Origin of the sequence: Lysinibacillus phoenicis, assembly GCF_047238325.1 — a bacterium.
Classification (GTDB): Bacteria; Bacillota; Bacilli; order Bacillales_A; family Planococcaceae; genus Lysinibacillus; species Lysinibacillus irui.
In genome coordinates this window covers 240,452-264,399 of the sequence record NZ_JBDFMP010000002.1, presented here as the reverse complement: position 1 = coordinate 264,399, position 23,948 = coordinate 240,452, and the positions used below count along the sequence as shown (strand labels likewise).

Here is a 23,948-nt window from a genome sequence, read left to right as displayed (position 1 = left end):
TTTATTTTCCCCCTTATATAATGGAACTCATGCCTCCATCTACTACAATGACATCACCTGTTACATAGTCTGAAGCTGGGGCCGCTAAAAATAATGCTACTCCCTTAAGATCATTTTCTGAGCCTAAACGTTTTAAAGGTGTAACCCCCATCAAATAGTCTTGTCCACGTTCAATTAAAACATTGGACATTTTTGTAGGGAAAAACCCAGGCGCAATGGCATTGACATGAACACCGTGTGGTCCCCATTTGACCGCTAAATCCTTCGTTAATGTGATAACAGCCCCTTTACTCGCATTATAGGCAATGGTATCCATAAAGGCCGGTAAGGTACCACCCAGTCCTGCAATCGAAGCAATATTAATGATTTTGCCGCTTTTTTGCTCTAACATAATTTTGCCAACTGCTTGACTCATCAAAAAGGTCCCATTAACATTGACATCAAATACTTTTTGCCAGGCTTCATAAGGCATATCAATAGCAGGTGTGCCCCAAGATGCCCCACTGTTATTGACTAAAATATCAATCTTACCGAATGTTGTGATCGTTTTAGCCACTATATTAGCAATATCCTCAGGCTTTGTGACATCACAAGCTAACGCTAATGTTTGGACACCTAATGTTTCAAGTGCTGCTGCAACTTCCTCACAGGCTTCTACTTTTCGTGAGCATAGAACTACATTGGCCCCTGCCTCTGCAAATCCTTGGGCAATTTGCGCACCAAGACCACGGCCACCACCTGTTACAATAGCTGTTTTACCTTGTAAGCTAAATAACTCAAGTACTGTCATTTCACCAGCTCCTCTTGTTTAGTCGCATGTTTTTTTAATTCCAGCTTAGCAATAGTATTTCGATGTACTTCATCTGGTCCGTCTGCTAAACGCAATGTGCGAGAATTCGCCCACTGTGCCGCAAGCGTTGTATCGGGTCCGACCCCTGCCGCGCCAAATGCTTGGATAGCTCGATCAATGACGCGCAGTGCCATATTAGGTGCAACCACCTTAATCATCGCAATTTCTGCTTTCGCCTCTTTATTCCCCACCGTATCCATCATATAAGCTGCCTTTAAGGTTAAAAGTCTTGCCTGTTCAATATCGATGCGAGATTCAGCAATACGCTCACGCATTACCCCTTGATCTGCTAATGGGCGATGAAAGGCATGTCGCTGTTGTACCCTTCTACACATTTCCTCCAATGCACGTTCAGCTGCGCCAATTAGACGCATACAATGATGTATTCTTCCTGGACCAAGACGACCTTGAGCAATAGCAAAGCCTTTGCCTTCTCCCCACAAAATATTGTCTACTGGTACACGCACATTCGTAAATGTCACCTCACCATGACCCTCTGGCGCATGATCGTAACCAAAAGCCGTCAGCATCCGCTCTACTTTTACCCCTGGTGTGTCCATTGGTACTAGAATCATAGACTGCTGCTCATGGATTGGTGCTGTTGTATCTTTATGCTTTCCCATAAAAATGGCCACTTTACAGCGCGGGTCACCAGCACCTGTTGTCCACCATTTATGGCCATTTAAAATGTATTCATCCCCATCTCGCTCAATGCTTGCCTCAATATTCGTAGCATCACTGGATGCAACAGCAGGCTCGGTCATCGCAAAGCAAGAGCGCATTTCTCCTTTTAGTAACGGTTCAAGCCATTGCTTTTTTTGTTGGGCAGATCCGTACCGTACAAGCACCTCCATGTTACCTGTGTCAGGCGCATTACAATTGAAAACTTCTGGTGCCAGAAGGGAACGCCCCATAATTTCACATAAAGGCGCGTATTCTAAATTTGATAAACCTGCCCCATATTCGCTATCTGGTAAAAATAAATTCCATAATCCTGCCTGCTGTGCCTTCTGCTTTAGCTCGTCCATAATCGGTGGAATCGCTCCCCAACGATCCTCCATTGCTTCAACCTGTGCCGTATAAACTTCTTCATTTGGATAAATGTATTGCTCCATAAAATTCGTCAGCTTGTCTTGTAACTCCACCACTTTTTCACTATAAGAAAAATTCATGGAAGATACCCCCTTTGCTTGAATTTTGATAAAATGAATGAATGTTCATTTTCATTCTTACATTAAATGTTACCGCTATATTTTTGGTAAAGCAATGCTTTATTTCGCGAATTTTCTAATATAACAGAAAATTATTTCTATATTGTCTTTGTTTCAAAATACTGCAAAATGTCTTGCAACAATTGACGAATGGCCAAAGGTAAATGACGCTTTTTTAAATACACCAAATAAACATTTCGACTAAGATTTGCCCCTTCAATTTCTTTTTTTATAATGGTTTTAGCTGTCGGGCCTTGTAAATAATTTTCCGGTAAAATAGTTACTCCTAAATTTTCTCGGACAAGGGAAACAGCTGTTTCAAAGCGTTCAATTTCAAATTGAATATGAATATTTTTACCTGCCTGTTCAAAGGTATCTAAAATATCACGTCTTGTTTGAAAGCCTTCCGTACTAATAATAAATGGCTCTTCACTTATATCAGAAATAGTTACTTTTTCTTTTTTGGCTAATGGGTGGTGTAATGGTAACACTGCAACCAATCTCTCTTCATATAAGGTTTTGACTTCCAACTCTGGATCATCCATCAACTGATTGGTAATGATTAAATGAGTTTTATAGCTCTTTAAGGATTTTTTCACACGCTTACTGCCTAAAATGTCAACTAAATGGATGATCATTTCTGGATAATCTTTTTTATAATTGGCAATAACTTTAGGCAACCAATGCTTAATAGATTCCATGACACCTATAGTGATTTCCCTCGTACCGTGGATAATGACTTCATCCATTTCAATTTTTAGCACTTCCATATTTTTTACAATAACTTTTGCACGTTCAAATAACACCTCACCCGCTTCTGTTAACTGCAAATTTCTCGTATTTCTCTCCAATAAAGGTGATCCTATCTCCTCTTCTAATTTTTTGATGGCATTACTTAATGATGGCTGTGAAATATGCAGTCTTTCCGCGGCTTTTGAGAAATTCATATGTTCTGAAACGGCAATAAAATAGTGTAATTGTTTAATATCCAAAAGCAAAATCCCCCTTCATTTATAGCTAAAAGCTATAGATTAATATTAATTATATATTAGTAATTATAATTATGTGAATATATAATGAATTACAACAATACTTTTTCTACAATAATATTAGCAATGGGGTTGATAAGGTTATGTATACACTAACAGATCAAAAACAATGGAAAGGCCGTATAGATTCTACTACAAATAAAAGTAGCTTTCGTTTACATCAAAAAGTACAAAGATTAGCGATTAATGATGTAAGCGCTTCAGCGAAGAAAAGTGCTGCACTAGTTGGGTTTATCTGTGATGAAGGGGTACGTCGAAATCAAGGTCGTGTAGGAGCTGCAAATGGCCCAAATGCACTGCGAGAAGGGCTATCTAGCTTACCGTGGACGTTTGAGGACGAGCAGCAAATTATCGATGTCGGCAATGTCGTTTGTCTCAATCATGCTTTAGAGGAAGCACAGCATGAGCTTGGCGAAGTTGTCGGAACCGTATTGCAAAAGAACTTACAATGTGTGGTGCTTGGTGGTGGACATGAAACACTGTATGGCCATTATTTAGGCGTTCGCTCTGCCTTACCAAAGGAGGCTAAGGTTGGTATCATCAATATCGATGCCCACTTTGATTTACGACCATACGATGAACAACCTTCTTCAGGTACCATGTTCCGTCAAATTTTAGAGCAGGATCCACATACCGATTATTTTGTCGTTGGTATCCAACGCTACGGCAATACAAGAGAATTATTCGAAAAAGCAGATGAATTAAATGTGAAGTATGTTTACGAAGATCAAATGACCGTAGCCAACCAACAGCAATTAATGGATGACCTACAACACTATATGGATCAGCATGATTATATTCTTTTAACATTATGTATGGATGTCTTGAATGCAGCATTTGCTCCAGGTGTAAGTGCTCCTTCACCATTTGGACTTGATCCATCCACTGTACGTTCACTACTACAAAAAGTAACGGCACATCCTCATACACACTCATTTGATATTTGTGAGGTCAATCCGTTACTAGATGAAAATGGTCGCACTGTAAAACTAGGGGCATATTTTGTCTATGAAGCATTAAACAACTTACTTGGGGGGCAAGGCTCATGATCGAAATAAATCAAATTACAACTGTGTTTTTAGCCGTTGCACTCTTTGCATTGGGTAGCTTTCTCATTAATAAAATAGGATTTTTAAAACGTTTCTGTATTCCAGCACCAGTTGTGGGTGGCTTGCTATTTGCCGCCCTTGCAACCATTTTAAAGACAACAGGTGTTATAGAAATTTCACTTGATACTTCATTACAAAGCTTATTTATGATTACATTCTTCACTACAATTGGATTAGGGGCAAGCTTTAAACTAGTGAAGCTCGGTGGTAAATTACTTATTATTTACTGGCTAGCATGTGGCTTCCTCGCTTTAATGCAAAATGTGATTGGTGTTTCTCTTGCCTCACTCATGGGCATACATCCTTTAATCGGAATGATGGCTGGCGCAGTTTCAATGGAAGGTGGTCATGGGGCTGCCGCTGCATTTGGACAAACATTAGAGGATTTAGGTATTTCTTCTGCCATGACAATAGGTGCCGCTGCCGCAACATGTGGTTTAGTTGCCGGTGGTTTAATCGGAGGTCCAATTGTAAAATACCTAGTAGGTAAATACAATTTAACACCGGATGAACAAGAGTCTGAAGAAATCGACTATGAAAATAAACAGGAACAAATTACTTCTGAATCGTTCTTTACACAAGTATTATTAATTACTTTCTGTATGGCTGTTGGGACGTATGTTGGGACATTATTCTCAGAAGCAACAGGCTTCGTCCTACCAGGTTATGTCGGAGCTATGTTTGTCGCTGTATTAGTGCGTAATATTATGGATAAATTCAAACCTGAAGCCATTAATATGAAAAGTATTTCCTTAATCGGGGACGTGACATTAGGTATTTTCCTTTCAATGGCGCTAATGAGTATCAAATTATGGGAAATTGCTGATTTAGCTCTTCCTTTATTCTTCATCGTCTTTGCACAAGTATTCTTTATCGTTGTATTTAGTACTTTCGTGTTATTTAAATTACTCGGCAAAAATTACGATGCCGCTGTAATGGTTGCCGGTTTTGCAGGACATGGCTTAGGAGCAACCCCAAATGCCATGGCTAATATGTCAGCTGTTGTACAACGTTTTGGTCCATCTAAAAAGGCCTTTCTCGTGGTACCAATTGTCGGCGCATTTTTAATCGATGTGTTTGGTATTCCTATTATTATTACAACGATTAATTTATTTAAATAAACAACAAGCCGTGTATAGGTCTCTACAAGACTATTACACGGCTTTACTATTATTGTAAAATCTCACTTACCGTTACAAAGTCGTAGCCTTGTTTTTGTAAATATTGCATAACATTTTCTAGACCATTCGCTGTCGTTTGATGAATATCATGCATTAAAATAATGCTACCATCTTTAACAGATGCTTTAACAGAAGCTAAAATCTTATCTGGATTGTGGTGCTTCCAATCCAGCGTATCAATCGACCATAAAATGGACGGAATAGTTATGACGGAACGGACTTGCTCATTCGTCGCTCCATAAGGTGGTCGAAAAACGGTAGGATACTGCCCAATGGCCGTATAAATGGCATTACTTGAGCCATTAACTTCTTGTTTAACACCCGCTATAGATAAAGTCGTTAATTTCTTATGGCTTAACGTATGACTACCAATTTCGTGTCCAGCCTCATAAACCTGCTTGACGATCGTTGCATTTTTCGAGACATTTTTCCCTACCATAAAGAACGTAGCCTTCGCATCATATTTTTCTAAAGTCGCTAAAATTTGTGGTGTCACTTTGGCATCAGGCCCATCATCGAACGTTAAAGCTACACGTTTTTTCGCACCTTTTGCTGCTGGAATTCCTTTATTATATACTTTATTATTCGTTAGTTGAATATTGGCTAGCTCTGAAGCTTTGACATACCCCTTTTGGTCACCCGCTTCCACATAGGACCAGCCAGCAAGTGTTATGTAATACTGAACAGTCGTTTTATTGGCAAGTATACCAAGGACCTCTCCACTTGGGCTAGCTGTTAAACGTAATTCAGCACCATTCACTGCATTAATTCGTTTCTTTGTTGGGACAGGTTTTTTTAAAGCGTTCGTCGCAACATAGCCTGTATCTTCACCATATTGGACGAATGACCAGCCACCCGGTGCTGTACCATATACAAAAACCACGCGTCCTTCATATAACTGTCCAACCTTTTGTGCGTTTTGCCTTGGCGCTGTAAATAACGTCGTGCCACCCTTTTGCATTACTACATAACCCTCAGACTTCAACTTGACTAAAACATCAGACGCCACATAGCCCATCTGCTCTGGCGTTTGAATATGTGTCCAGCCTTTGCTTGCTGCTAGCACAGTAACAAAGCTTCCCTTCGTTAGTTCACCAATTTCTGCACTATTCGAGGAAGGCTCTTCATAGATGATAGTATCCTTGGTTACTTTCTGAATGATCACGGACCCTTCAGCATTGGTAGTTAATGGTCCAATCAATAATGCCAATATAAACGTCAAAAATATAGTATAGGGTAATAATTTTTTCATTGTTCTACACCGCCCTTAGATGTCTTTCCATGTCGTTTGCTAAAAAAATACGAAGATTTAACTTTAATTATAGAGTAATCGTTCATGCCAGAAAATAGTAATAATCAACTAGATTCCATTCTATAAGACCGTTCACATCTGCGCGTTTGTAAACCTTTATACACTGCTTGTTCCCGTTTTTCTACGAACCACAGCATAAAAAACGTTATATAAAGATTTCACCTCCTTTTGCGGGTAATGCTTGGAATGAATGGCGGACCTATTTCTGTGGGGGAATTTCTTTGGGAATGTAGCGCCTTCTTCATCATGATGAGCGACTTTCTCAAGGATTGGAGCATCTCCTTTGCTTTGGTCAGCGCTTTGCTCCGGGAATGGGGCGCATTTTTCACTTTGGTGAGCACTTTGATCCTTATTTGGAGCGCTTTCTTCACTTTTATGATCACTTTTCTACCTAATTGGAGCGACTCCTTCACTTTTATGATCACTTAGAACCTTAATTGGAGCGCTTCCTTCTCTTTTATGATCACTTTACTACCCAATTGGAGCGACTCCTTCACTTTTATGATCACTTAGAACCTTAATTGGAGCACTTCACTCACCTTTATGATCACTTTACTACCTAATTGGAGCGCTTCACTCACTTTTATGATCACTTTACTACCTAATTGGAGCGCCTCCATTACTTTTATGATCACTTAGAACCTTAATTAGAGCGCTTCCTTCACTTTTATGATCACCTTTTTATCTAATTGGAGCGACTCCATTACTTTTATGATCACTTTTCTTCTAATTGGAGCGCTTCCTTCTCCTTTATGATCACTTTTCTCCTTATTTGGAGCGCCTTCTTCTCCTTTATGATCACTTTTCTCCTTATTTGGAGCGCTTCCTTCACTTTTATGATCATTAGAACCTTAATTGGAGCGCTTCACTCACTTTTATGATCACTTTACTCTTTAATTGGAGCGCCCACTTTTCTCCTTAATTAAAACTTCTTCGAATCTCCTAGAACAGCCCGCACTATTAAGACGTTTCAGGCAATGAAAAAGTTGAGATGTTTTCATAGATTTCCCATCTACAGGGCATTGTAGGCAGTTAAAGCATCTTCAATATGCGGGGGTGGTGTCCGAACATCGCCTGGGGCATTGGTTGTTATGAATAGAAATGATTTGCCTTCTTTTTCGATGATGGACGCGAGACATAATCCGGCTTCAGGTGTATACCCTGTTTTTCCGCCTAATATGGGTCCATCTAAACCAGGCATTTTTGTAAACAACGAGTTTGTGATGATTAGCTCATTAGGTACATGGGTCGTATAGCTTTTTGAAGTAAATATGTGATAAAAGGTAGGGTTCTCTAACGCATAACGTAGCAGTTTACTAATGTCCCGAACGCTTGATACATGTGCCTCGTCATGTAGACCACTTGTATTAACGAAATGGGTATCATTCATGCCTATTTCCTGTGCTTTGTTATTCATATAAGTGACGAATTTTTCCTCACTGCCTGCAATTGCCTCAGCAAGTGTTCCCGTTGCATCAGCGCCTGAGGCAAGCAAAGTGCCATATAATAAATCCTCAATTGTCACAAAATCACCAGCATGAAAGCCTGCCATTGAGGCATTCTGAGCAGTATAGGTAGCAATCGTTTGTGGTTCTACAATGGTCTGTTTTTGTAGATCTTCCGTTAATTCAATTGCCACTATGGCTGTCATGATCTTTGTTAAGGATGCAGGATAAATAATGGCATCAGCATTTTTTTCAAATAATACTTCGCCTTGTGTATTGAGTAACAAAGCATTTTGACTATGTAATGATGGCAGTTCTAGTTGAACCTTTTCATATGTTTTGTTTGTATAATACAAAGCGAACACCACGATACCAATACAGCAAAGCAACACCAAATTTTTCATAAAAAAACGCCTCCTACACAATATAATAAGAGGCATTTCTGAATATTCCTTCCTAAATAAAAGCAATTAAAAACGTTTTATAGATAATAGTCATCTTCAAAATTAGAACAAATTCTTGTTATTTTTTTATTAGCTAATTTAAAAAAGATATCTTGAGAAACTTCTAATTTGAGAGCATCCTCCTTCTGAAGACCCGCGTAAATTCCTCGTAAGATCCGACTAGTTAGCCCATGTGAGACAACAATTAGCTTTGAGTATTGTTGTATATCTTCCAGCCATGAGGTTAACCTGCTTACTACAGCTTCGTAGCTTTCCCCACCTGGCGCACGGAAATACCAATTAAAAACATCCGTGTCGGCTAACAAGTCTGGCCAGGTGTGCTGTATTTCTGCCATGGTTAAGCCAGCCCATTGCCCTACAGCAACTTCTCTCAAGCGATGATCCTGTTCCACATCATTCACATCATAACCGATTGTTTCACAAAGCAGGGCAGTGCTTTGCATAGCTCTCCCCAGTGGACTTGTAACGATTTTCCAATCGGTTGCATCACCAATTAGCGTTCTTAGCATGCGTGCATGTTGTTGAACCTGTTCTCGACCAAGTTCGGTTAATGGTGAATCGAGCTGTCCCTGATATCTTCCTTCTCTATTATAGTTCGTCTCACCATGACGAAGTAAATAAATCTTTTGCTGCATATTTTTCCCCCTATCCCTTGCTTTCATGTTAGAGGATGATTGCTGTTAAAACAATAGCTCGAGATAAATGAAGCCTAAAAACAAACATAACGGACTATAAAATCTCGTATCGTTTTTGGCAAATTGTGAATGTTTGATGCTTTTAAAAAACCCAACATATTTAAAATCACCAATAGCCCTTGCAATAAATACATATGCACAAACTGAACTTCCTACTTTAGAAAAACTAGAGGGTTGAAAATACGCCACAAATCCTTGCTGAATGAGGATAATTAGGCTTGCCAGTAGTATAAGGGTAGCAACACAGAGCGTTCCCCATTTTCTTGGCACGAAAACTGCTTGTTGTCCCCCTCCTTTGACTGGAATCACTGCACCAATTCCCCATCGTCCTCCAAAAGCCCAATAAATATGAATGATACTAATCATCCATAAAAGGACAATCGCCATAATTGATAAACTATACATAATAGGTTCCTCCCTCGCACTCAAAACATACGATATCGTATGTTTTAGCGGTAAATAGAGTCCCAAGAAGCATACTGCTGCTTTCAAGGGACATCAGTTCTACTGTAATAGTAGTTTAATCATTTTTTCTAAATCAAAATGAGGATTAGCTTCAAATCGTGTCATCCAGCCTATATAGGTTAAATAAGCTAATCTCGCACGATCTTTGGAGACCTCTTTCGTCATCCCCTTTTTTTGATAGAGCTTTGCTACACAGGCAATGCGTTGTTCCTCAATTTGAACAATACGTGTTGCGACATGGGCATCATATTTAGCCCAAGCATATATGCCGATTTCTATCTTTTTATCTTTATGAAAGCTTATGCGTAACAGCTGTTCTAAAGTTGCATCCTCCTGCTCCATACTTTGAATGATGGCATTTGTTGCATGTGTTTCCCAATAGTCAAGCATGGCATCTAATAGCTGCTGATGATCACGGAAATAATGATAAAAGCTACCTTTGCTAATTTTTAACGACCGAGCTAATGCCTCGATGCGTACCTTATGGATGCCGTCTTCTGCTAATTGTTGTAGGCCCGCCTTAATCCAGTCATCTTTTGTTACTTGCATATGAACCCCCGAAAAAATACGTTAGCGTATGTTTTGTATTATATTACCATTTTATTCATTGACTATCAACTCTCTTTCTTATGACGGACATTAATATTATTATTGATTGTAAAATTAATCGTCATGACACGCGGTAAAATACATGCACACACTAAAATAATTGCAATTAGCTTTTTCATTCTTCTACTCCTTGCTTTAAAAAGTATTATCAAATAAATTTTCTGAAATACCTTGTATAATATCTTGCTCCTCAAAGGTCATCAGTTCTTCCTTTGTAATCATTGCTTGCTGTATCAATCGATTGGATTGGATTGTTACTAGTTTTTCAAACAAGTTTCGGATATAACGTCCATTAGAAAAATTAGGAATCGTTTCAATAGGTATTTGGTGGAGTTGAGCTTTCATACGCTGGGCAAATGCTGCCCCAAATTGGTAATCATTTGTTTGACAAAGCATAGCAAAAATATCATAGAGCTCATCCGTACTAAAATTATCAAACTGCACAAAATGATTAAAGCGTGATTTAAAGCCTGGATTTGATTGTAAAAATTCCTCCATAAGCTCTGTGTAGCCAGCAACAATAATGACTAAGTCATCTCGTAAATCCTCCATAGCTTTTAATAAACTATCAATTGCTTCCTTACCAAATGCATCCTGTTTATCATTAATCAATGAATAAGCCTCATCAATAAACAAGACACCCCCCTTTGCTTTATTGACGACCTCCTGAACCTTTAGGGCTGTCTGACCAACATATCCTGCAACTAACCCTGCACGGTCTGTTTCAACAAAATGTCCACTCGATAATACGCCTAAATGCTTATAAATTTGCCCAATAATACGTGCCACTGTTGTTTTGCCTGTGCCTGGATTACCTGTGAAAACAAGGTGGTAGGTAATAGGAAAGCTTGTTAAACCATGGTCTACACGTAAGCTTTGAATTTTAATAAAGTTAATTAAATTATGTAATTCTTTCTTTGCATTTGGAAGACCTACAAGACCATCCAATTGCTTTTGAAGTTTGTTAATTTCCTGTTCAATTTCGGGCGTAATACGTAATCGTTCGTCATTTATAAATTCTCCGCTATAAATAATTTTGCCCTCTTCATTATAATAATCGCCTCGTCCATGTTTTTTCCCCTGCACAAGATCTCCAATATAAGAAGCCTGTCCATTATCATAATAAAGCGTTCCATGACCCGTCATTGCATCCTCTTTAAAATGTCCTTCCGCTTCCAGTACACCTTCTCTAGAATAGACCTTTCCTTTGCCATGCTTTAGATCCTCAAAGAAATAACCTTCATAATAGAGTGTAGTCACTCCACGGTCAAGCTCCTCTCCTGTTGGAGACTCTGCAGGATAATATAATTTCCCAGCTCCCTGCATATGATGCCAAATAAAATCACCCTCGTACTGTAAAAATCCGGTCGGATAATATTGCTTGCCTTTTCCTTTTTTCATACCATGGACAAAATCACCCTCATATTGTGGTTGATTTAAATGTGGATACATTAATCGTAGTTCTTGATACGGTGCAATTACATCTTCTTCATAATATAAAATGCCATAGCCATCCATTAAATCATTACGAAAATGGCCTTCATAATGAATTTGACCATCTTTATACAAAATACCATTACCTTGTTTTTTATTTTGAATAAATTCACCTTGATAAATGAGTTGTCCTTTTAAATACATGATGCCATTGCCTTGCTTCATATGATTGACGAATTCACCCTCGTATAATGGTTGGCCTTCTTGATCAAATAGTGTGCCTTTGCCATCATAAATATCGTGACCAAAATCGTTTTTTTTGACGCCACCTCGATACATGATTGTACCATCTGGATAAAATAATTCTTTTTCTTCATAATTATGTGTCATTTGATTGCCTTCCTTTATCATTTCAGTATATGCTCAATTATAGCGTGGAAAAGAATACATATGTGTGAATTTTTAGAATTTAAGGAGACGAGCATGAAAAAACGATACAAACTACTACTAGGCATTTTACTCCCACTACTTATTCTGTATATCTCGACAATGCTGTTAACAAGGGACACAGATTTTACAACAGAGGTAACAGAGCGTCTCGATCTAGAGGAAATTCATGAAATTGAAATTATTCGTTCTTCAGATGAAAAAACAATCACTTTGACAGATACAGCCAAAATCAATCAGATGATGGAGCCATTTAAAGACCTGCCGTTAAAAAAAATATGGTTTGCTAAATCCGATTTCAAGGAAGCTTATTGGATAACTTTATCAACTAATAATGACAGAGAAATTGGCTTACGTTTAGATGATGACAAGCATTTATTTGTTTATTTATATGAAGAAAACTACATGAAAGATTACAAACTTACCCAGGATTTTGATATGACATTCATTGAGCAGCATTTTCAGAAATAGAAAAACCCGTGCACTTAAGCACGGGTTTTCAAATACAACGATAATTTTGCTGTATAGCTTGGATTGTTGCAATAATCTCTTCTCTTAGCTCAATTGGCTCTAATACCTCGATAGTCGCGCCTTGACTCAGCAGCCACATTTTGATGCCTATTCCAAATACCTCTGCCTCGAAAAAGTATTCGCTATCGTTTTGTGAAAGTAATTTAGCTGAGGGTAATCGATTGAAGATGGTCTTAGGTGATTTTCCTTTGTAGAGAAATCGAATAGGTAAAAGTTCACCCGCATCCATAAACGGCTTGCGCTTGTGAAGTTCTTCCACTTGAAAATGGTCAGTAAATGGCTTGTAAAATTTATTCGTTAGTTCACGACTATCTTGAATGTGATCCATTCGATAGGCAATGGGTACATCCTTTTTGGAATGATAGTCATAAGCAATTAAGTAAAAGTCATACTCTGAAAAGATAATAGTAAGAGGCTGTAACATTATTTCCGTTGGGGTTATGTCATCCTCATGAAGGTAATCGATTTGAATGATTATTTTTTTGGATATGGCTTCTGAAATACGCCAAATTAGTGGAATGAGAGATTGTTTACGATATGTATCTACATCAAAATGATTTTCATTTAAAACCATTTGTTCCCGTTTATTTGCTTGCACATTGGAAGCAAGCTTTTCAATAATAGTACTCAACTCTGATTTTACAAGCGCCTTAGATGCTATCAAAATTTTAATAATCGTCAATACTTGCTCTTTCGATAAACGGTTGTTATTTGTATGGATTAGCTTGTACACCTTTTCTGAACGCGCATATTGCAAATGGCAATCGAGCTTCGCCTTGGCAATATATGCTCGTATTTGATCGATGTCTCGTTGTATGGTTTTTTCACCAACCTGATGTGTTAATGCTTCCTGCTTCTTGTTGATCCCATGGCCATCCATTAGTCGATTAAACATCGACAGAACCCGATAGCCTTTGCTTTGCTGTGAATCCACCATATATCCCACTCTTTCTTCCTTCTATCAATTCTAGATATTTCTATATCTTATTGGTACTATACGCCTCCTACAATAAAACACCATTCAAAGAACGAAATAAACGTTATTCTTGACATAATTAACTAAAATTTTACAATTAATTAGCTAATAATAGCTATAAAAAAGGACTTTAATAAAATGCATTAAAGTCCTCACACCCATTATCTTAATTTTACAGCTGTTCCGTACACTAACACTTCTGATGTACCATCCATGACAGATGAAGTTGCATAACGAACCCCAACTATTGCATCTGCGCCCAATTGTCGTGCTTCCTCCTCCATGGCTTGTGTGGCGATTTCACGAGAACGAACGAGCATTTCAGCATATTCTTTCATCTCGCCACCCACAATATTACGAAGTCCAGCTATCATGTCACGACCAATGTTTCGGGATTGAACAGAATTTCCTTTCACTAAGCCTAATGTTTCGATAATGTCTTTGCCTGCGACAATATCTGATGTAGCTAATAACATGATTATGCCTCCTTGTTTGACAATTTTTGTACTGCTTCCACCGTCTCTTGAATGGAAGATGTAATGATTCCATTACGTTTAATTAAACCAATAACAAATAAATTACGGTAAACAAACTGATTTTCTAGTCCATCTCGGACAAGTGCCTCGATTTTTTTCATATTATCTCGCCCTTGCTGACGAACATCTGTCAGTACACCAACAATAGGACGATTGAGCATAGCAAACGCACCAATTTCAGCAGCTACCCCTGAGTCAATTTCAACCCCATCTAATACAGCGATTAATACATCACTCTTTTCTAACATCTCTAAATCAGCTTGCGCGATTGCCAAACTATCTGCATAGGCAGACTTATCATTAATGGCATCGTTCTCCTGTGGTACGTATAAAGCGATGCCTGGCACTGCCTCACGAATAGCTGCAGCTAGCTGCTCGTTGACTAAACGATCTCCTAACGAAAATAATCCATTTGCTAAATATGCTTTCATGTTTTTGAACTCCTTAAAGTGGTTTTTCTAATATAATTTTATGTCTGTCTTTCTCGTCAACAAATGTGGACACGATATCAAACCCATGTTTGAGATTGGCGATAAGCATTGCTTTGAATGCATTTCTGCCATATGTACGAACTTTCTGAAAGCCTAATGTTTTGATATGTGCGTGCTGTTGTTTCATTAATTCACTTGCAATCCCCAGCCCTCGTTTCGTTTCATGAACGCCACCCAACCAACTATAAAATACATCATCTGGATGTGGATAGCCTAGTTTAAAGCCAATTAAAGTGTCATTTTCAACTGCTAATAGACAAAGAAGACCTTCTTTCTTTTCTAGCTTTTCGAGTGGCAAATAATCGCCGTCAAAGACATGCGCATGGACTTCCTGTAGTTGCTCCAACCAAGCATAGGGTATGCCTTCCGTCATCACAATATGCATGTTCATCACCTCTGTCTATCATTATAGCAGTTCTATAGCCCGAAGAAAAAGGTGATCATCTAATCCAAAAGCAATCATGATCATTGCACAAAAGTAACTATTTTCGGCTTGAGCTATTTTCGACACCTATCTAATTCAGTATACTTGACGAAAATAGGAAACGATAGGTAGGAGGAAGTTTAGTTGACACCATTTACTAGTTGGTTAACCAATTCATTGCGCCCTTATTTCGGCCTTGACACCCTAGAAGAACACTGGGACATATTTCAAATTAGAGAGGATTATTTTATTTGCCTCGAAGGAGATGTCATTAAAAAAAGAATTTTCGTTAATGAGCATAGCTACCAAGAAGCAGATGTCGACATTTCAACACGTAATCGTGAAGTCATTGTCCCTCAAACCGCACGTGGAAAAGAAAAGAAATTGAATTACACAAATATTTCTGCAGTGAAAGCTACAGGCGTTGTTTTTTCGGCTGGTTTAGGCAATCAAAATCATCCATCTAGCTATATTACGGCTCGTAATACCAAAACATATTATCAGTTACCACTAACAGGCTTTGAGCATTTAACGACTAAATCAGCTCTCTTGAATTGGCTACAGCAATTTCCATCCCTACTTCCTGTAGATTACCCTGACAAGCTAGCTAAGCTAACAAAGATGAAAAGTTTACGCTATAAGACTGTGCCAGGCGATATTTTTCGTGTAGAAATTGATTTATTTGAAGATGGCTATGTGCTTGTAATCGGTGATTTACGTCAAATGCAGAAAGATCATTTATTTGCAGAGGATAGTATTTGGCATAATGTTATGACGATGCCTTTATTTGTCCGTCCCTACTTGTTGACAACGACAGAGCGCTCGCCTTCTCTTGAGGAAATCCAATCCGCTCCATTGGCCGCCCAAACCTATATTGTTATGGACGATCATTTTATGCGTGGGTGCTATGAAAAGGTGGGTCACAAAATGCTAACAGAATCAGATATTGTCTTCCCAATGGGATATGGCGTGACACTAGACTATGGTAAAGAGCCTCGATATCGTCTTTTCTGGGGCTCAGGAACAATTAGCAAACCTGCACCTTTAACCTCATTTCAAACAGCTAGTCGTTTTACCAATCATGGCGTCTATGCAGGCGTAGCAAGTGATTGGTTGAAGCCAGAAGAAGGAATTGTAGAGGAGTCACTAGATCACCTTGACTATCGCGAGGAACGACAACAGGCGTTAGCTGAATTCGGCTTGCCGAAAGACATCACTTATGATGATTTTAATCGCCAAACTGGTGGATTGACGCGCGAGAAATATATTCATTATGTCAATAAAACGTATAGTCGCAGTCGCTCTCACAAAAAATAGAGGGAGTATGCTCATGCTCTCTCTATTTTTTATTGATGGTTGATTTCATCCAATAATTACTTATAATATAAAGATATCATTAACCCACTCCATCACTAGAGGTGCTTTTTTTATGTATTTTGGCATTATACCACTTATTTTTTTCATCATTTTTCTTATATCATATTTAAAAGACCCGAGAAAAATGATCAACGGACTATTATTTAATGTATTTGTCTGCTCATTTCTATTATTCTGCGTCATTCTATCTTTAGCATCTGACCATTACTTTATAAGGCTCATTGTCATTATTCCATTAATTGCCTTATTCATCTTAATTCCTTTTGGCATTGTTGCTTTAATGTTTGGTTTATTTTTAAATGCAAGAGTATTAATGCAGCGAGAGGGCAGGCGTTTAGCTAATTCTTTAACTTTGCTTGTAGCTATAGGCATTTTACTTTTTATGCTATTACCGATTATTAGTCCTGCTAGCTTGTTTTCAAGTCATCTTCAACCGATATTTGGAGCGATCTCACTGATTACGTTTTATTTCTTTATCCACCTATCCAATTTTTTATCAGCCTATTTTCTCTATCAATTCAATCGACCACGATTAAATCAGGATTTTATCATCGTGTTAGGTAGTGGGCTAATCAATGATAAAGTACCACCGCTGTTAGCAAGTAGAATTCAAAAAGCGATCGATTTTTATCATAAGCAGGCAGCTGTTTCCACACCACCGACCATCATTTTATCTGGTGGACAAGGGCCTGATGAAAATCTTCCAGAGGCTGAGGCGATGCAACGTTATGCCATTGAAAAGGGAATACCTATCGAGCATACATTACAAGAAAATCGCTCTGTTAATACTTATCAAAATATGCTGTTTTCGAAGCAACTCATGGATGAAATAACACAAGGTAAAGCTTACAATAGCATTTTTACAACAAATAATTTTCACCTATTTCGTGCGGGTATTTATGCAAGACTTGCTGGCTTAAACAGTCAAGGCATTGGCTCAAAGACGGCCTTTTATTACTGGCCAAACGCTATGATTCGTGAATATGTTGCAATTGTAGTTATGGAGCGAAAGCGTCATATGAAATTAATTGCACCTATTCTCGGTATTGCCATCATTTTATCTGTTGTTAGTTATTTCATCCTATAACATAGTACTGATTCGTGCACTTTTTAAGGTGTCACGGATCTTTTTTTACACCAAGTACTGTTTTATTTGTTGCTCATAGACCGTCTCATAGTAATATTTGCGAGGATAGCACTCCTTTTGGAGTACCTCATAAAGGATGGATTGCCCTTCCTCGTAACGAATGGAAAAATCGCAATGATCATATAGTTCTCGTGACAACTGTTTGATTATACGAACATCTTTTGCAGTCACCCTCCAGCCGAACTGAATTAGATCCTGTTGATCAAGTGGATCACGATACGTATCAAGCACAATACAGGCATGTGGCAGATGCTTATTGGTAAATACTAAAACATCCCCTGTATGGATGGATTGATCAAAAAAACGTTCGTAAATCTCTTTTATAGGCACTTGGATATCCAGCACATCCATAATTTCCTGAAAAGTTGGGTGAGGGATATAGTCATCATTTGTTTCATCTGGATATTCAACTAATTCCAAAATGGAAGCCATTATCCAAAAATCATAGGTCATTTCATTCACTTCCATTTTTCCATTGCTGCTAAATGGCTAATTTCTTGTTCCATTCTCTCAATAAGATTGGCAAGGTTGGCTTGCCATTCAGGCCAACTTTGGGATTCAGACCATAATTCAACAAGCTCTCTACTCCCATGTTGGTCACGAACATCGTCTTTAATATCTTTTAAATATCTTAAAATAAATGTCAAAGAGCTTTTATCTGCCGTCATGTGTATGTTTGGATCATTGCTGTCTTTACCGTAAAATTGACCAGTATTGAGATAGTGGATGTAGAATTCCGCTAGTGCCATTGCACTCATATCATAGAAAAAATCGATATCTTCAAAGGTCTCCCCGAAAAAGCCTTGATTTTTCATTGCCTGGATACTATTCCTTAATAGTAACTGTTTTGATTCATTGTGTTGGTTGATAAAATCCTGTAAAAAGCCCACAACATCTAATCCTTCATCACTTTCCAACGCTTTATAACCCCAAGTCCCCATTTCATGCTCCTCCCTTTCTTAACTTCCTTTAATCTAATGAAGCTTTCGTAAAAATAAAAGCTCGGCCATCTGTATTTAAAATTTGCAACCCATTATCACACTCTACCATCTCCGTATCCCAATGAACGTGTCCACAGCAAACAATTAAATTAGAAGCTTGCTGTAGCTCATTCCAAATACTTGCGTTTCCAGGTTGCCTATGTAGCCTCACTTCAGGACTTTCATGTAGCAATAAAATTGCAGGGTTTTGCCTTAATAACTGACGTAAATGGGTTAAATAATCAGCTTCGCTCATACGATTCGATTTATCAGCCCTACCAATAACTCCCCCTAATGCTGCAATCGTCATTTCACCGCAGTGCAGCTTGCCAGCCTTAGGGAAAAAATGAATACCTGCTGTAGCGTCCAATATAGCTCTTGCCTCACATGAGAAAACATCATGATTCCCCGCAATACCCGCCACAACACCAAATTTACTATGGAAAGCTTGCCATACCGACAATGGATTGCCACTGGACCCCCTCTTTAACGGATCTACATACAAATCTCCACATAAGCAAACCACCACTTTGGATGGATTCAAATCAGAAAAGTGCGTTTCAAACAATTGTGCTAATGTATCAGCAAGCCCTTCTCCCAGCAATTTTTGCTCGTGGTCAATAACTCCCTGTAAATCAGAGGTAACGACCAACGCATCTAGCTCCTTAGGTAGGCCCACCATCTCTCCCCAATAAATAGGAAGCACTTTATAGGCTATGCCTTTTCCATTAGGGGCGGCTGTTTGGTATGGTAGTCTCTTTAATGGTTCCTTTGCAATATCGACAATTTTAATTGAACGATGGACTGGTTTCTTCATCCGTGAACGCTCCTTTCTTACAGATAGGAGCCAAAGTAGAACTTCAACTTTTCTTGTGAATAGCCGTCTTGCCCCCTCCAAGTAGCCATTGACATGAAATCTGTCCCTCGTCCTCGCTCCTTCCGAAAGTCATTCTTTGATACAAGTATTCCTGCATAGCCCCATATTTCCATGACAACATCTCGTTCATATTGATTGGACTTAAAAACATCTTTCCACCGTTTCTCAAGCTGTCTAGCTGCATCCGTGTCTTGACAGGATCCAATTGCCTCTACCATCTTTTTCAAAATGGCTACATCTTCCTCGCAAACAGTAAATGCCTGTTGTTCTTTCACTAAGCATTCTAAATCCAGCAAACAATACAATAGCCAATTTAGACGAATACCTCCCCACTTGATTCGTTCAAAATTCAGCACATTTAAGTCTTCATTTACATACAATTCTTTTGGCATTATTTTTTGTTCATTACAGTAGCCACATGCACTATAGGATACCAAAGCTACAGGTCGCTCGTGATAGGCATGATTCGGTAGATCATAGGTAAGGGCCCAGCTAGATAGGGCACTGCGCAAATGAACTTTGCGAGTTGACAAACTATGCAAAAATGCTTGGATCACCAGTTCTTTTGTTAAGACTTCATCATGGAGTTGTCTGAGCCTTTCAATACATTCATCATGGGATATCGTTAAGCGATCAAACATCAACCCTTTATCTTTCGCATACTGAAAGTCTTCAACTGTATAGGTAGCCCCTTCAGCTCTCCATCTACCCGATTGCCAATAGGTTTGCATTAAAATTTTCTTGGCTTTTTGATCCATTATAAATCCCCTTATCTCTGTCATGAATAATCTATTTGTGCTGCTAATTTTTCGGCCATCTCTTTCCATGGACGTTTCCACTGTGAATCCGCAATTTCTTCCTCTGTTTGTTCTAGCCAATAATCACCTTCCATTAGCTCAAACATCTCCATTAATGTAATAGGAGCACAAATTGGATTGGTCATTGCCGCGAGCATAGGCTCTGGTCCATCATCCCAGTTATAGCTAATAACAATGGCGTGTAAAATGATAGCCGACGATATCTTACTAATGCGGCTGCACATCATTTCAATAGATTCCTCATATAAAATAGCGTTCACCTGTTGCTGTTCTTCTTCGCTCAAAGTCAGTCTAATTGCGCCAGGAGTATCCAGTAATAAATCTGCTATCCCTTTATGCTCTCTTGCCGCATACCAAGCCGTTGCCCTAATCCCTTCTGAAGCGTTTAACGCTACACCCCTAGTAAGTAGGTAGGAAATAACATCTTTTTGCTTAAACTTCACCGCTTTTTTCAGCGCACTATCTCCTAGCTTATCTTGAGCTTCTAAGTCTATGTTTTCTGTTAGTAGAAGCTTAATACCTTCAAGTGGCATACGATGGGTAATAAACAGCATTAACGGTGTTCTTCCCCGCTCATCGCGTTCATTTACATCAAGCTTGGTCACAGCTTCTCGTACCCTCACAAGGTCTTTAGATTTACTAACCTCTAGCCAATCCATTTCGATTACCTCCATTATTTAATTCATCCATTGTAATATTTTATCTAGCTCCTTACTCGATGTTTCTTCTTGCTTCCTACGCTGGGCTAGCTTCTTTGGATTACCAAATAGTCGGTATAACACAACTTCTCGCTCGTAGTCCTTCTTATTTTCTAACTCTTGCACAAGAGCCCCAAGTAAGTTTGGCTGCCACATATCAATGCCTTTTAGTGGCTTAGCCGATTCATTCGAACCCATTAATATGGCTACCAAAACAGGCATTAGCTCTACTGATAGGCCATGAGCTTCTATAAACGCCTCTGCATAACCATCTTGCACAGACTGATGCTCTATATCAACAAGCGCCATGTAGGTTTGGATAAGCGAGAAATAGGCATCACTAGAAAGGCCTAATCCAAATACTGCATAGGTGCCCGGCATAGCTGATTTTTCACTTGGCTCCACATCCTGATACCAAGTAAATTCTTCCATAGCTACTTGTGCATAGTCCGCTATTAAAGGGAAAAGGGAAGGATATGCTAGGCAATTGGCAAAAAACTGATGAAGCTTTGATTTAGCCAATTTTTTTATAGGAAGATAATTTTTTACTTTAGACTTCAATGACAACTTGTAGCCTTTAGGAAAGCCTTCCTTTAGAAGACCAATGATATAATGAAGTGCTTCTCGATAAGCCGCTTCCTCTTCTGCTATGATTCGTATATCAATTGTTTGCAATATATCATTCGCTTGTCCTTGAAAAACATCGCGCTTTCGCGTGCTTTCAAAACGACCGCTCCCTGTTTGCAAATAATCAACTGCCTGCTGAGAGCCGAGCTGCTTGGCAAGCTCAAGGTATTTTAGGCAAGTAGCAGGCTCTTTCTGACCTATTTTTAACGCCACATACAGGAAAAAATCTATATGTTCCTGCTCAAGTTGTGGAGGGAGATCAGTAGTTTTAAGCACCCACTCTTTAATATACTCTCCTGTTTGTTCAAAATAGTGCGTTAAAAAATGCTCCTCTGCCCACTGCTTAAATGCTGACGTATAATAATAAATCCATTTATCTAAACGTTCTTTGTTGGCAAGATGCTTCTCTTGTAGTCGACGAATTAGTGGTTCGATTTCATCAGCTACTGGATGAAAAAAATGCGGATTGACCAAATATTGTGCGAAGAAAAATTCATCATTATCACTTGGACGCACAGGTAGCTCAGCCATCACTTTTGTTTCAATAAATGTTGTCAGCGCTTCTTTTGTCAACTCTAGTTTGCGATTATTCCACAGCTTCTCTTGATAATGGAACACCGTATTATCCTGTTCGAATTCAAGCACGATTTGAAAGTGGTAATCAAAAAATCGAGTGCCGTATTGTTCTGATAGAAAAATCGTTTCCACTTTTGTAGATAATGCTGTAAAAAGTTCTACTATATAGCTTTTTTCTGTAAACTCTTGTATGTATGGACCCGCCTCCACCTTATAGGCACTATCACTCCAACTAAAGGGCTCATAGACATCAATAAAAATAGTACCGTTATGCGTTTTTCCTTTTTTCCAAGTAACTTTTAAATAATTAAAAATGCCTGCTTGTAGTCGACTTTGACCTTTCAATGAACGTATTCGCTTACTTTCTTGTTGATAAATGGACGTAAGCTGCTCCCATACATCTGCTAGAAAATGTTCTACACATTGCTCCAAACATACAACCTCCTTTTCCATGCTTAGCGAAAAATCTCCCGCTAAAAAGCCTAGCGAGAGATCCACCTTATCCGATTGTTTTCACAACCGCTCCTTCTTGATTTTTAATATGCGTTTTCAAAATTTGAAAGCTCACTCCTGCTAACGTAGATATAGTAAATTGGCCTTCTTGCGGCACAAGATTTTGACTTAGTTCCTCCACCGCGTCCTTGTTTAATGTTATGGTAATTTCCTGTTCAGTCTCATGATAGCCCACCTGATCATCCGCTTTAAATAGGATTGTAGTCTGTTGACCAACTAAGCTAAGATTCTTATTTTTTAATAGACGTCCTCGTAATAATTTACTTATAACCTCCGCTTGCTTGGCTCCTAGTTGCATAATATTGGATTGTTTATGAAACCAACCCTTCTTCCCCTCTTCCCAAGCGAGTTGATCGACAAAAAGAAAGCCTGTATTGGACCCCTCTTCCTCTATTCCTCGCTCAACTGCCTCTTGTACTTTGGGATTTTGTAGTAGAGAAGGTCGTGTTAAATCAGTAATATAGCTTGGTATTTGCTCAATCCCCGCCTCTAACACCCCTAATGTATTCCATGTCTGCATCGCTTCAAGCTCATCCTCTGAAATACCAACCATTTGAATAAACTCCATCTTGCCATTAGGTGTATCCATTTCTGCAAGCTCTGGGTCATGTGTAAAGGCCAGTGCGGTTAATTGCGTATCAGAATCAAGACAAATAGGACCATTGGCATCCAAATAATCGCCTTTTCTAAAAACATTGCCACTATTAAAAACATATCTGCCCATATTTTGAAGTAAGTTTAAGGCCCAAGCAGGTGGCTCCTCCTCGTCCTCGTGACGCACTAATCGAAATGTCAATTCAAATCCATACCCACTGTATTCCTTATTTTCCAATTCCTTTTCATACAATTCCGAGAATCCATATGTAACAAAATGCCAATGTGGAATGGGTGATTCACTTTTATAGGCACTTATCCCATCTAAAGGGTCTTGTCCGCCTAGTGAATAAGGGATCATCGTTCCATAATGCATAGGCTCCTGGTCGCCATATACTTTTGCTAAGGACTGATCAATTGCATCCCATCCAACTGCTGTTACTTCTTCGCTCATTTCTAAGTCCTCCTTAGGTGATCATTCAATCGTTGCACATACATACCTAATAGTTATA

The 23,948-nt window shown here is 38.8% G+C and carries 25 protein-coding genes; 5 read left to right on the top strand and 20 right to left on the bottom strand.

What is annotated here, in order from left to right:
- Window positions 1-13 precede the first annotated feature (13 nt).
- The 3 genes from ABC382_RS02455 to ABC382_RS02445 form a co-directional block, all read right to left on the bottom strand.
- The gene (locus ABC382_RS02455; protein WP_322606573.1) at window positions 14-790 is read right to left on the bottom strand and encodes an SDR family oxidoreductase; all 777 of its coding nucleotides are present in this window, start codon (window positions 788-790) and stop codon (window positions 14-16) included.
- Complete coding sequence (locus tag ABC382_RS02450; protein WP_322610656.1) at window positions 787-2,022, bottom strand: acyl-CoA dehydrogenase family protein; 1,236 nt, start codon at window positions 2,020-2,022, stop codon at window positions 787-789. The genes ABC382_RS02455 and ABC382_RS02450 overlap by 4 nt, the downstream gene beginning before the upstream one ends.
- 137 nt (window positions 2,023-2,159) lie before the next feature.
- The gene (locus tag ABC382_RS02445; RefSeq protein ID WP_274793357.1) at window positions 2,160-3,053 is read right to left on the bottom strand and encodes a LysR family transcriptional regulator; all 894 of its coding nucleotides are present in this window, start codon (window positions 3,051-3,053) and stop codon (window positions 2,160-2,162) included.
- A 140-nt stretch (window positions 3,054-3,193) separates the two neighbouring features.
- Between ABC382_RS02445 and hutG the strand changes: the two genes are divergently transcribed.
- Together hutG and gltS are read left to right on the top strand one after the other, a co-directional pair.
- On the top strand, window positions 3,194-4,159 hold the full coding sequence (gene hutG / locus ABC382_RS02440) for a formimidoylglutamase (protein WP_322610655.1): 966 nt from the start codon (window positions 3,194-3,196) through the stop codon (window positions 4,157-4,159).
- Window positions 4,156-5,340, top strand: a complete 1,185-nt coding sequence (gene gltS / locus ABC382_RS02435) for a sodium/glutamate symporter (protein ID WP_322610654.1) — start codon at window positions 4,156-4,158, stop codon at window positions 5,338-5,340. Before hutG ends, gltS begins: the two co-directional genes overlap by 4 nt.
- Window positions 5,341-5,389: 49 nt before the next feature.
- Here the strand turns inward: gltS and ABC382_RS02430 are convergent, their stop codons facing one another.
- The 6 genes from ABC382_RS02430 to ABC382_RS02405 form a co-directional block, all read right to left on the bottom strand.
- A complete protein-coding gene (locus tag ABC382_RS02430; protein ID WP_322610653.1) occupies window positions 5,390-6,652 on the bottom strand; it encodes a polysaccharide deacetylase family protein in 1,263 nt (420 codons plus the stop codon).
- 1,072 nt (window positions 6,653-7,724) lie between these two features.
- Window positions 7,725-8,561, bottom strand: coding sequence for a D-alanyl-D-alanine carboxypeptidase family protein (locus tag ABC382_RS02425; RefSeq protein ID WP_412926552.1), 837 nt, complete (start codon window positions 8,559-8,561; stop codon window positions 7,725-7,727).
- Between the two features lie 77 nt (window positions 8,562-8,638).
- On the bottom strand, window positions 8,639-9,256 hold the full coding sequence (locus tag ABC382_RS02420) for a histidine phosphatase family protein (protein WP_412926551.1): 618 nt from the start codon (window positions 9,254-9,256) through the stop codon (window positions 8,639-8,641).
- A 45-nt stretch (window positions 9,257-9,301) separates the two neighbouring features.
- A complete protein-coding gene (locus ABC382_RS02415) occupies window positions 9,302-9,721 on the bottom strand; it encodes a DUF3995 domain-containing protein (RefSeq protein ID WP_412926550.1) in 420 nt (139 codons plus the stop codon).
- Window positions 9,722-9,820: 99 nt separating this feature from the next.
- On the bottom strand, window positions 9,821-10,330 hold the full coding sequence (locus tag ABC382_RS02410; RefSeq protein WP_312506453.1) for a TetR/AcrR family transcriptional regulator: 510 nt from the start codon (window positions 10,328-10,330) through the stop codon (window positions 9,821-9,823).
- 195 nt (window positions 10,331-10,525) lie between these two features.
- Window positions 10,526-12,214: an AAA family ATPase gene (locus tag ABC382_RS02405; protein WP_407134925.1), complete on the bottom strand. Its 1,689-nt coding sequence runs from the start codon at window positions 12,212-12,214 to the stop codon at window positions 10,526-10,528.
- Window positions 12,215-12,307: 93 nt separating this feature from the next.
- Here ABC382_RS02405 and ABC382_RS02400 point away from each other — a divergent pair, with 93 nt between their 5' ends.
- Window positions 12,308-12,742, top strand: coding sequence for a hypothetical protein (locus ABC382_RS02400; RefSeq protein ID WP_274793368.1), 435 nt, complete (start codon window positions 12,308-12,310; stop codon window positions 12,740-12,742).
- Between the two features lie 28 nt (window positions 12,743-12,770).
- On the opposite strand, the gene ABC382_RS02395 is transcribed toward ABC382_RS02400, so the two are convergent.
- From ABC382_RS02395 to ABC382_RS02380, 4 genes are all read right to left on the bottom strand, one after another.
- Window positions 12,771-13,739 (bottom strand): helix-turn-helix transcriptional regulator, encoded by a 969-nt coding sequence (locus ABC382_RS02395; protein ID WP_274797340.1) that lies wholly within the window; start codon window positions 13,737-13,739, stop codon window positions 12,771-12,773.
- Between the two features lie 200 nt (window positions 13,740-13,939).
- The gene (locus tag ABC382_RS02390; protein WP_312506455.1) at window positions 13,940-14,254 is read right to left on the bottom strand and encodes a YbjQ family protein; all 315 of its coding nucleotides are present in this window, start codon (window positions 14,252-14,254) and stop codon (window positions 13,940-13,942) included.
- A gap of 2 nt (window positions 14,255-14,256) precedes the next feature.
- Window positions 14,257-14,745 carry a nucleoside 2-deoxyribosyltransferase gene (locus ABC382_RS02385; RefSeq protein WP_274793370.1) on the bottom strand — a complete coding sequence of 163 codons (489 nt, stop codon included), beginning with the start codon at window positions 14,743-14,745 and terminating at the stop codon, window positions 14,257-14,259.
- 13 nt (window positions 14,746-14,758) lie between these two features.
- Window positions 14,759-15,190 carry a GNAT family N-acetyltransferase gene (locus tag ABC382_RS02380; RefSeq protein WP_322606580.1) on the bottom strand — a complete coding sequence of 144 codons (432 nt, stop codon included), beginning with the start codon at window positions 15,188-15,190 and terminating at the stop codon, window positions 14,759-14,761.
- A 183-nt stretch (window positions 15,191-15,373) separates the two neighbouring features.
- Here ABC382_RS02380 and ABC382_RS02375 point away from each other — a divergent pair, with 183 nt between their 5' ends.
- Both ABC382_RS02375 and ABC382_RS02370 read left to right on the top strand, forming a co-directional pair.
- Window positions 15,374-16,546, top strand: a complete 1,173-nt coding sequence (locus ABC382_RS02375; protein ID WP_412926549.1) for an immunity 26/phosphotriesterase HocA family protein — start codon at window positions 15,374-15,376, stop codon at window positions 16,544-16,546.
- Window positions 16,547-16,658: 112 nt separating this feature from the next.
- Window positions 16,659-17,693 (top strand): YdcF family protein, encoded by a 1,035-nt coding sequence (locus ABC382_RS02370; protein ID WP_312506458.1) that lies wholly within the window; start codon window positions 16,659-16,661, stop codon window positions 17,691-17,693.
- Between the two features lie 45 nt (window positions 17,694-17,738).
- On the opposite strand, the gene ABC382_RS02365 is transcribed toward ABC382_RS02370, so the two are convergent.
- The 7 genes from ABC382_RS02365 to ABC382_RS02335 form a co-directional block, all read right to left on the bottom strand.
- The gene (locus ABC382_RS02365) at window positions 17,739-18,221 is read right to left on the bottom strand and encodes a hypothetical protein (protein WP_412926548.1); all 483 of its coding nucleotides are present in this window, start codon (window positions 18,219-18,221) and stop codon (window positions 17,739-17,741) included.
- Window positions 18,212-18,694, bottom strand: coding sequence for a DUF4259 domain-containing protein (locus tag ABC382_RS02360; RefSeq protein ID WP_322610647.1), 483 nt, complete (start codon window positions 18,692-18,694; stop codon window positions 18,212-18,214). Before ABC382_RS02360 ends, ABC382_RS02365 begins: the two co-directional genes overlap by 10 nt.
- Before the next feature lie 28 nt (window positions 18,695-18,722).
- Window positions 18,723-19,550 carry a metallophosphoesterase gene (locus tag ABC382_RS02355; protein WP_322610646.1) on the bottom strand — a complete coding sequence of 276 codons (828 nt, stop codon included), beginning with the start codon at window positions 19,548-19,550 and terminating at the stop codon, window positions 18,723-18,725.
- Window positions 19,551-19,567: 17 nt separating this feature from the next.
- Window positions 19,568-20,368: a hypothetical protein gene (locus ABC382_RS02350; protein ID WP_412926547.1), complete on the bottom strand. Its 801-nt coding sequence runs from the start codon at window positions 20,366-20,368 to the stop codon at window positions 19,568-19,570.
- Between the two features lie 20 nt (window positions 20,369-20,388).
- Window positions 20,389-21,087 carry a DUF4274 domain-containing protein gene (locus ABC382_RS02345; RefSeq protein ID WP_412926546.1) on the bottom strand — a complete coding sequence of 233 codons (699 nt, stop codon included), beginning with the start codon at window positions 21,085-21,087 and terminating at the stop codon, window positions 20,389-20,391.
- 18 nt (window positions 21,088-21,105) lie between these two features.
- Window positions 21,106-22,761 (bottom strand): DUF6138 family protein, encoded by a 1,656-nt coding sequence (locus ABC382_RS02340; protein ID WP_412926545.1) that lies wholly within the window; start codon window positions 22,759-22,761, stop codon window positions 21,106-21,108.
- A gap of 67 nt (window positions 22,762-22,828) precedes the next feature.
- Window positions 22,829-23,890, bottom strand: coding sequence for a suppressor of fused domain protein (locus ABC382_RS02335; protein WP_322606587.1), 1,062 nt, complete (start codon window positions 23,888-23,890; stop codon window positions 22,829-22,831).
- Window positions 23,891-23,948: the final 58 nt, after the last annotated feature.

Coding starts and splice junctions, on each gene's coding strand:
- ABC382_RS02335 (WP_322606587.1), bottom strand. CDS start 23,890: ATGAGCGAAGAAGTAACAGCAGTTGGATGGGATGCAATTGATCAGTCC.
- ABC382_RS02410 (WP_312506453.1), bottom strand. CDS start 10,330: ATGCAAGTAACAAAAGATGACTGGATTAAGGCGGGCCTACAACAATTA.
- ABC382_RS02395 (WP_274797340.1), bottom strand. CDS start 13,739: ATGGTGGATTCACAGCAAAGCAAAGGCTATCGGGTTCTGTCGATGTTT.
- ABC382_RS02405 (WP_407134925.1), bottom strand. CDS start 12,214: ATGACACATAATTATGAAGAAAAAGAATTATTTTATCCAGATGGTACA.
- ABC382_RS02365 (WP_412926548.1), bottom strand. CDS start 18,221: ATGGAAGTGAATGAAATGACCTATGATTTTTGGATAATGGCTTCCATT.
- ABC382_RS02350 (WP_412926547.1), bottom strand. CDS start 20,368: ATGGATCAAAAAGCCAAGAAAATTTTAATGCAAACCTATTGGCAATCG.
- ABC382_RS02345 (WP_412926546.1), bottom strand. CDS start 21,087: ATGGATTGGCTAGAGGTTAGTAAATCTAAAGACCTTGTGAGGGTACGA.
- ABC382_RS02370 (WP_312506458.1), top strand. CDS start 16,659: ATGTATTTTGGCATTATACCACTTATTTTTTTCATCATTTTTCTTATA.
- ABC382_RS02415 (WP_412926550.1), bottom strand. CDS start 9,721: ATGTATAGTTTATCAATTATGGCGATTGTCCTTTTATGGATGATTAGT.
- ABC382_RS02360 (WP_322610647.1), bottom strand. CDS start 18,694: ATGGGGACTTGGGGTTATAAAGCGTTGGAAAGTGATGAAGGATTAGAT.
- ABC382_RS02425 (WP_412926552.1), bottom strand. CDS start 8,561: ATGAAAAATTTGGTGTTGCTTTGCTGTATTGGTATCGTGGTGTTCGCT.
- ABC382_RS02455 (WP_322606573.1), bottom strand. CDS start 790: ATGACAGTACTTGAGTTATTTAGCTTACAAGGTAAAACAGCTATTGTA.
- ABC382_RS02450 (WP_322610656.1), bottom strand. CDS start 2,022: ATGAATTTTTCTTATAGTGAAAAAGTGGTGGAGTTACAAGACAAGCTG.
- hutG (WP_322610655.1), top strand. CDS start 3,194: ATGTATACACTAACAGATCAAAAACAATGGAAAGGCCGTATAGATTCT.
- ABC382_RS02420 (WP_412926551.1), bottom strand. CDS start 9,256: ATGCAGCAAAAGATTTATTTACTTCGTCATGGTGAGACGAACTATAAT.
- ABC382_RS02430 (WP_322610653.1), bottom strand. CDS start 6,652: ATGAAAAAATTATTACCCTATACTATATTTTTGACGTTTATATTGGCA.
- ABC382_RS02385 (WP_274793370.1), bottom strand. CDS start 14,745: ATGAAAGCATATTTAGCAAATGGATTATTTTCGTTAGGAGATCGTTTA.
- ABC382_RS02355 (WP_322610646.1), bottom strand. CDS start 19,550: ATGAAGAAACCAGTCCATCGTTCAATTAAAATTGTCGATATTGCAAAG.
- ABC382_RS02400 (WP_274793368.1), top strand. CDS start 12,308: ATGAAAAAACGATACAAACTACTACTAGGCATTTTACTCCCACTACTT.
- ABC382_RS02390 (WP_312506455.1), bottom strand. CDS start 14,254: ATGTTATTAGCTACATCAGATATTGTCGCAGGCAAAGACATTATCGAA.
- ABC382_RS02380 (WP_322606580.1), bottom strand. CDS start 15,190: ATGCATATTGTGATGACGGAAGGCATACCCTATGCTTGGTTGGAGCAA.
- gltS (WP_322610654.1), top strand. CDS start 4,156: ATGATCGAAATAAATCAAATTACAACTGTGTTTTTAGCCGTTGCACTC.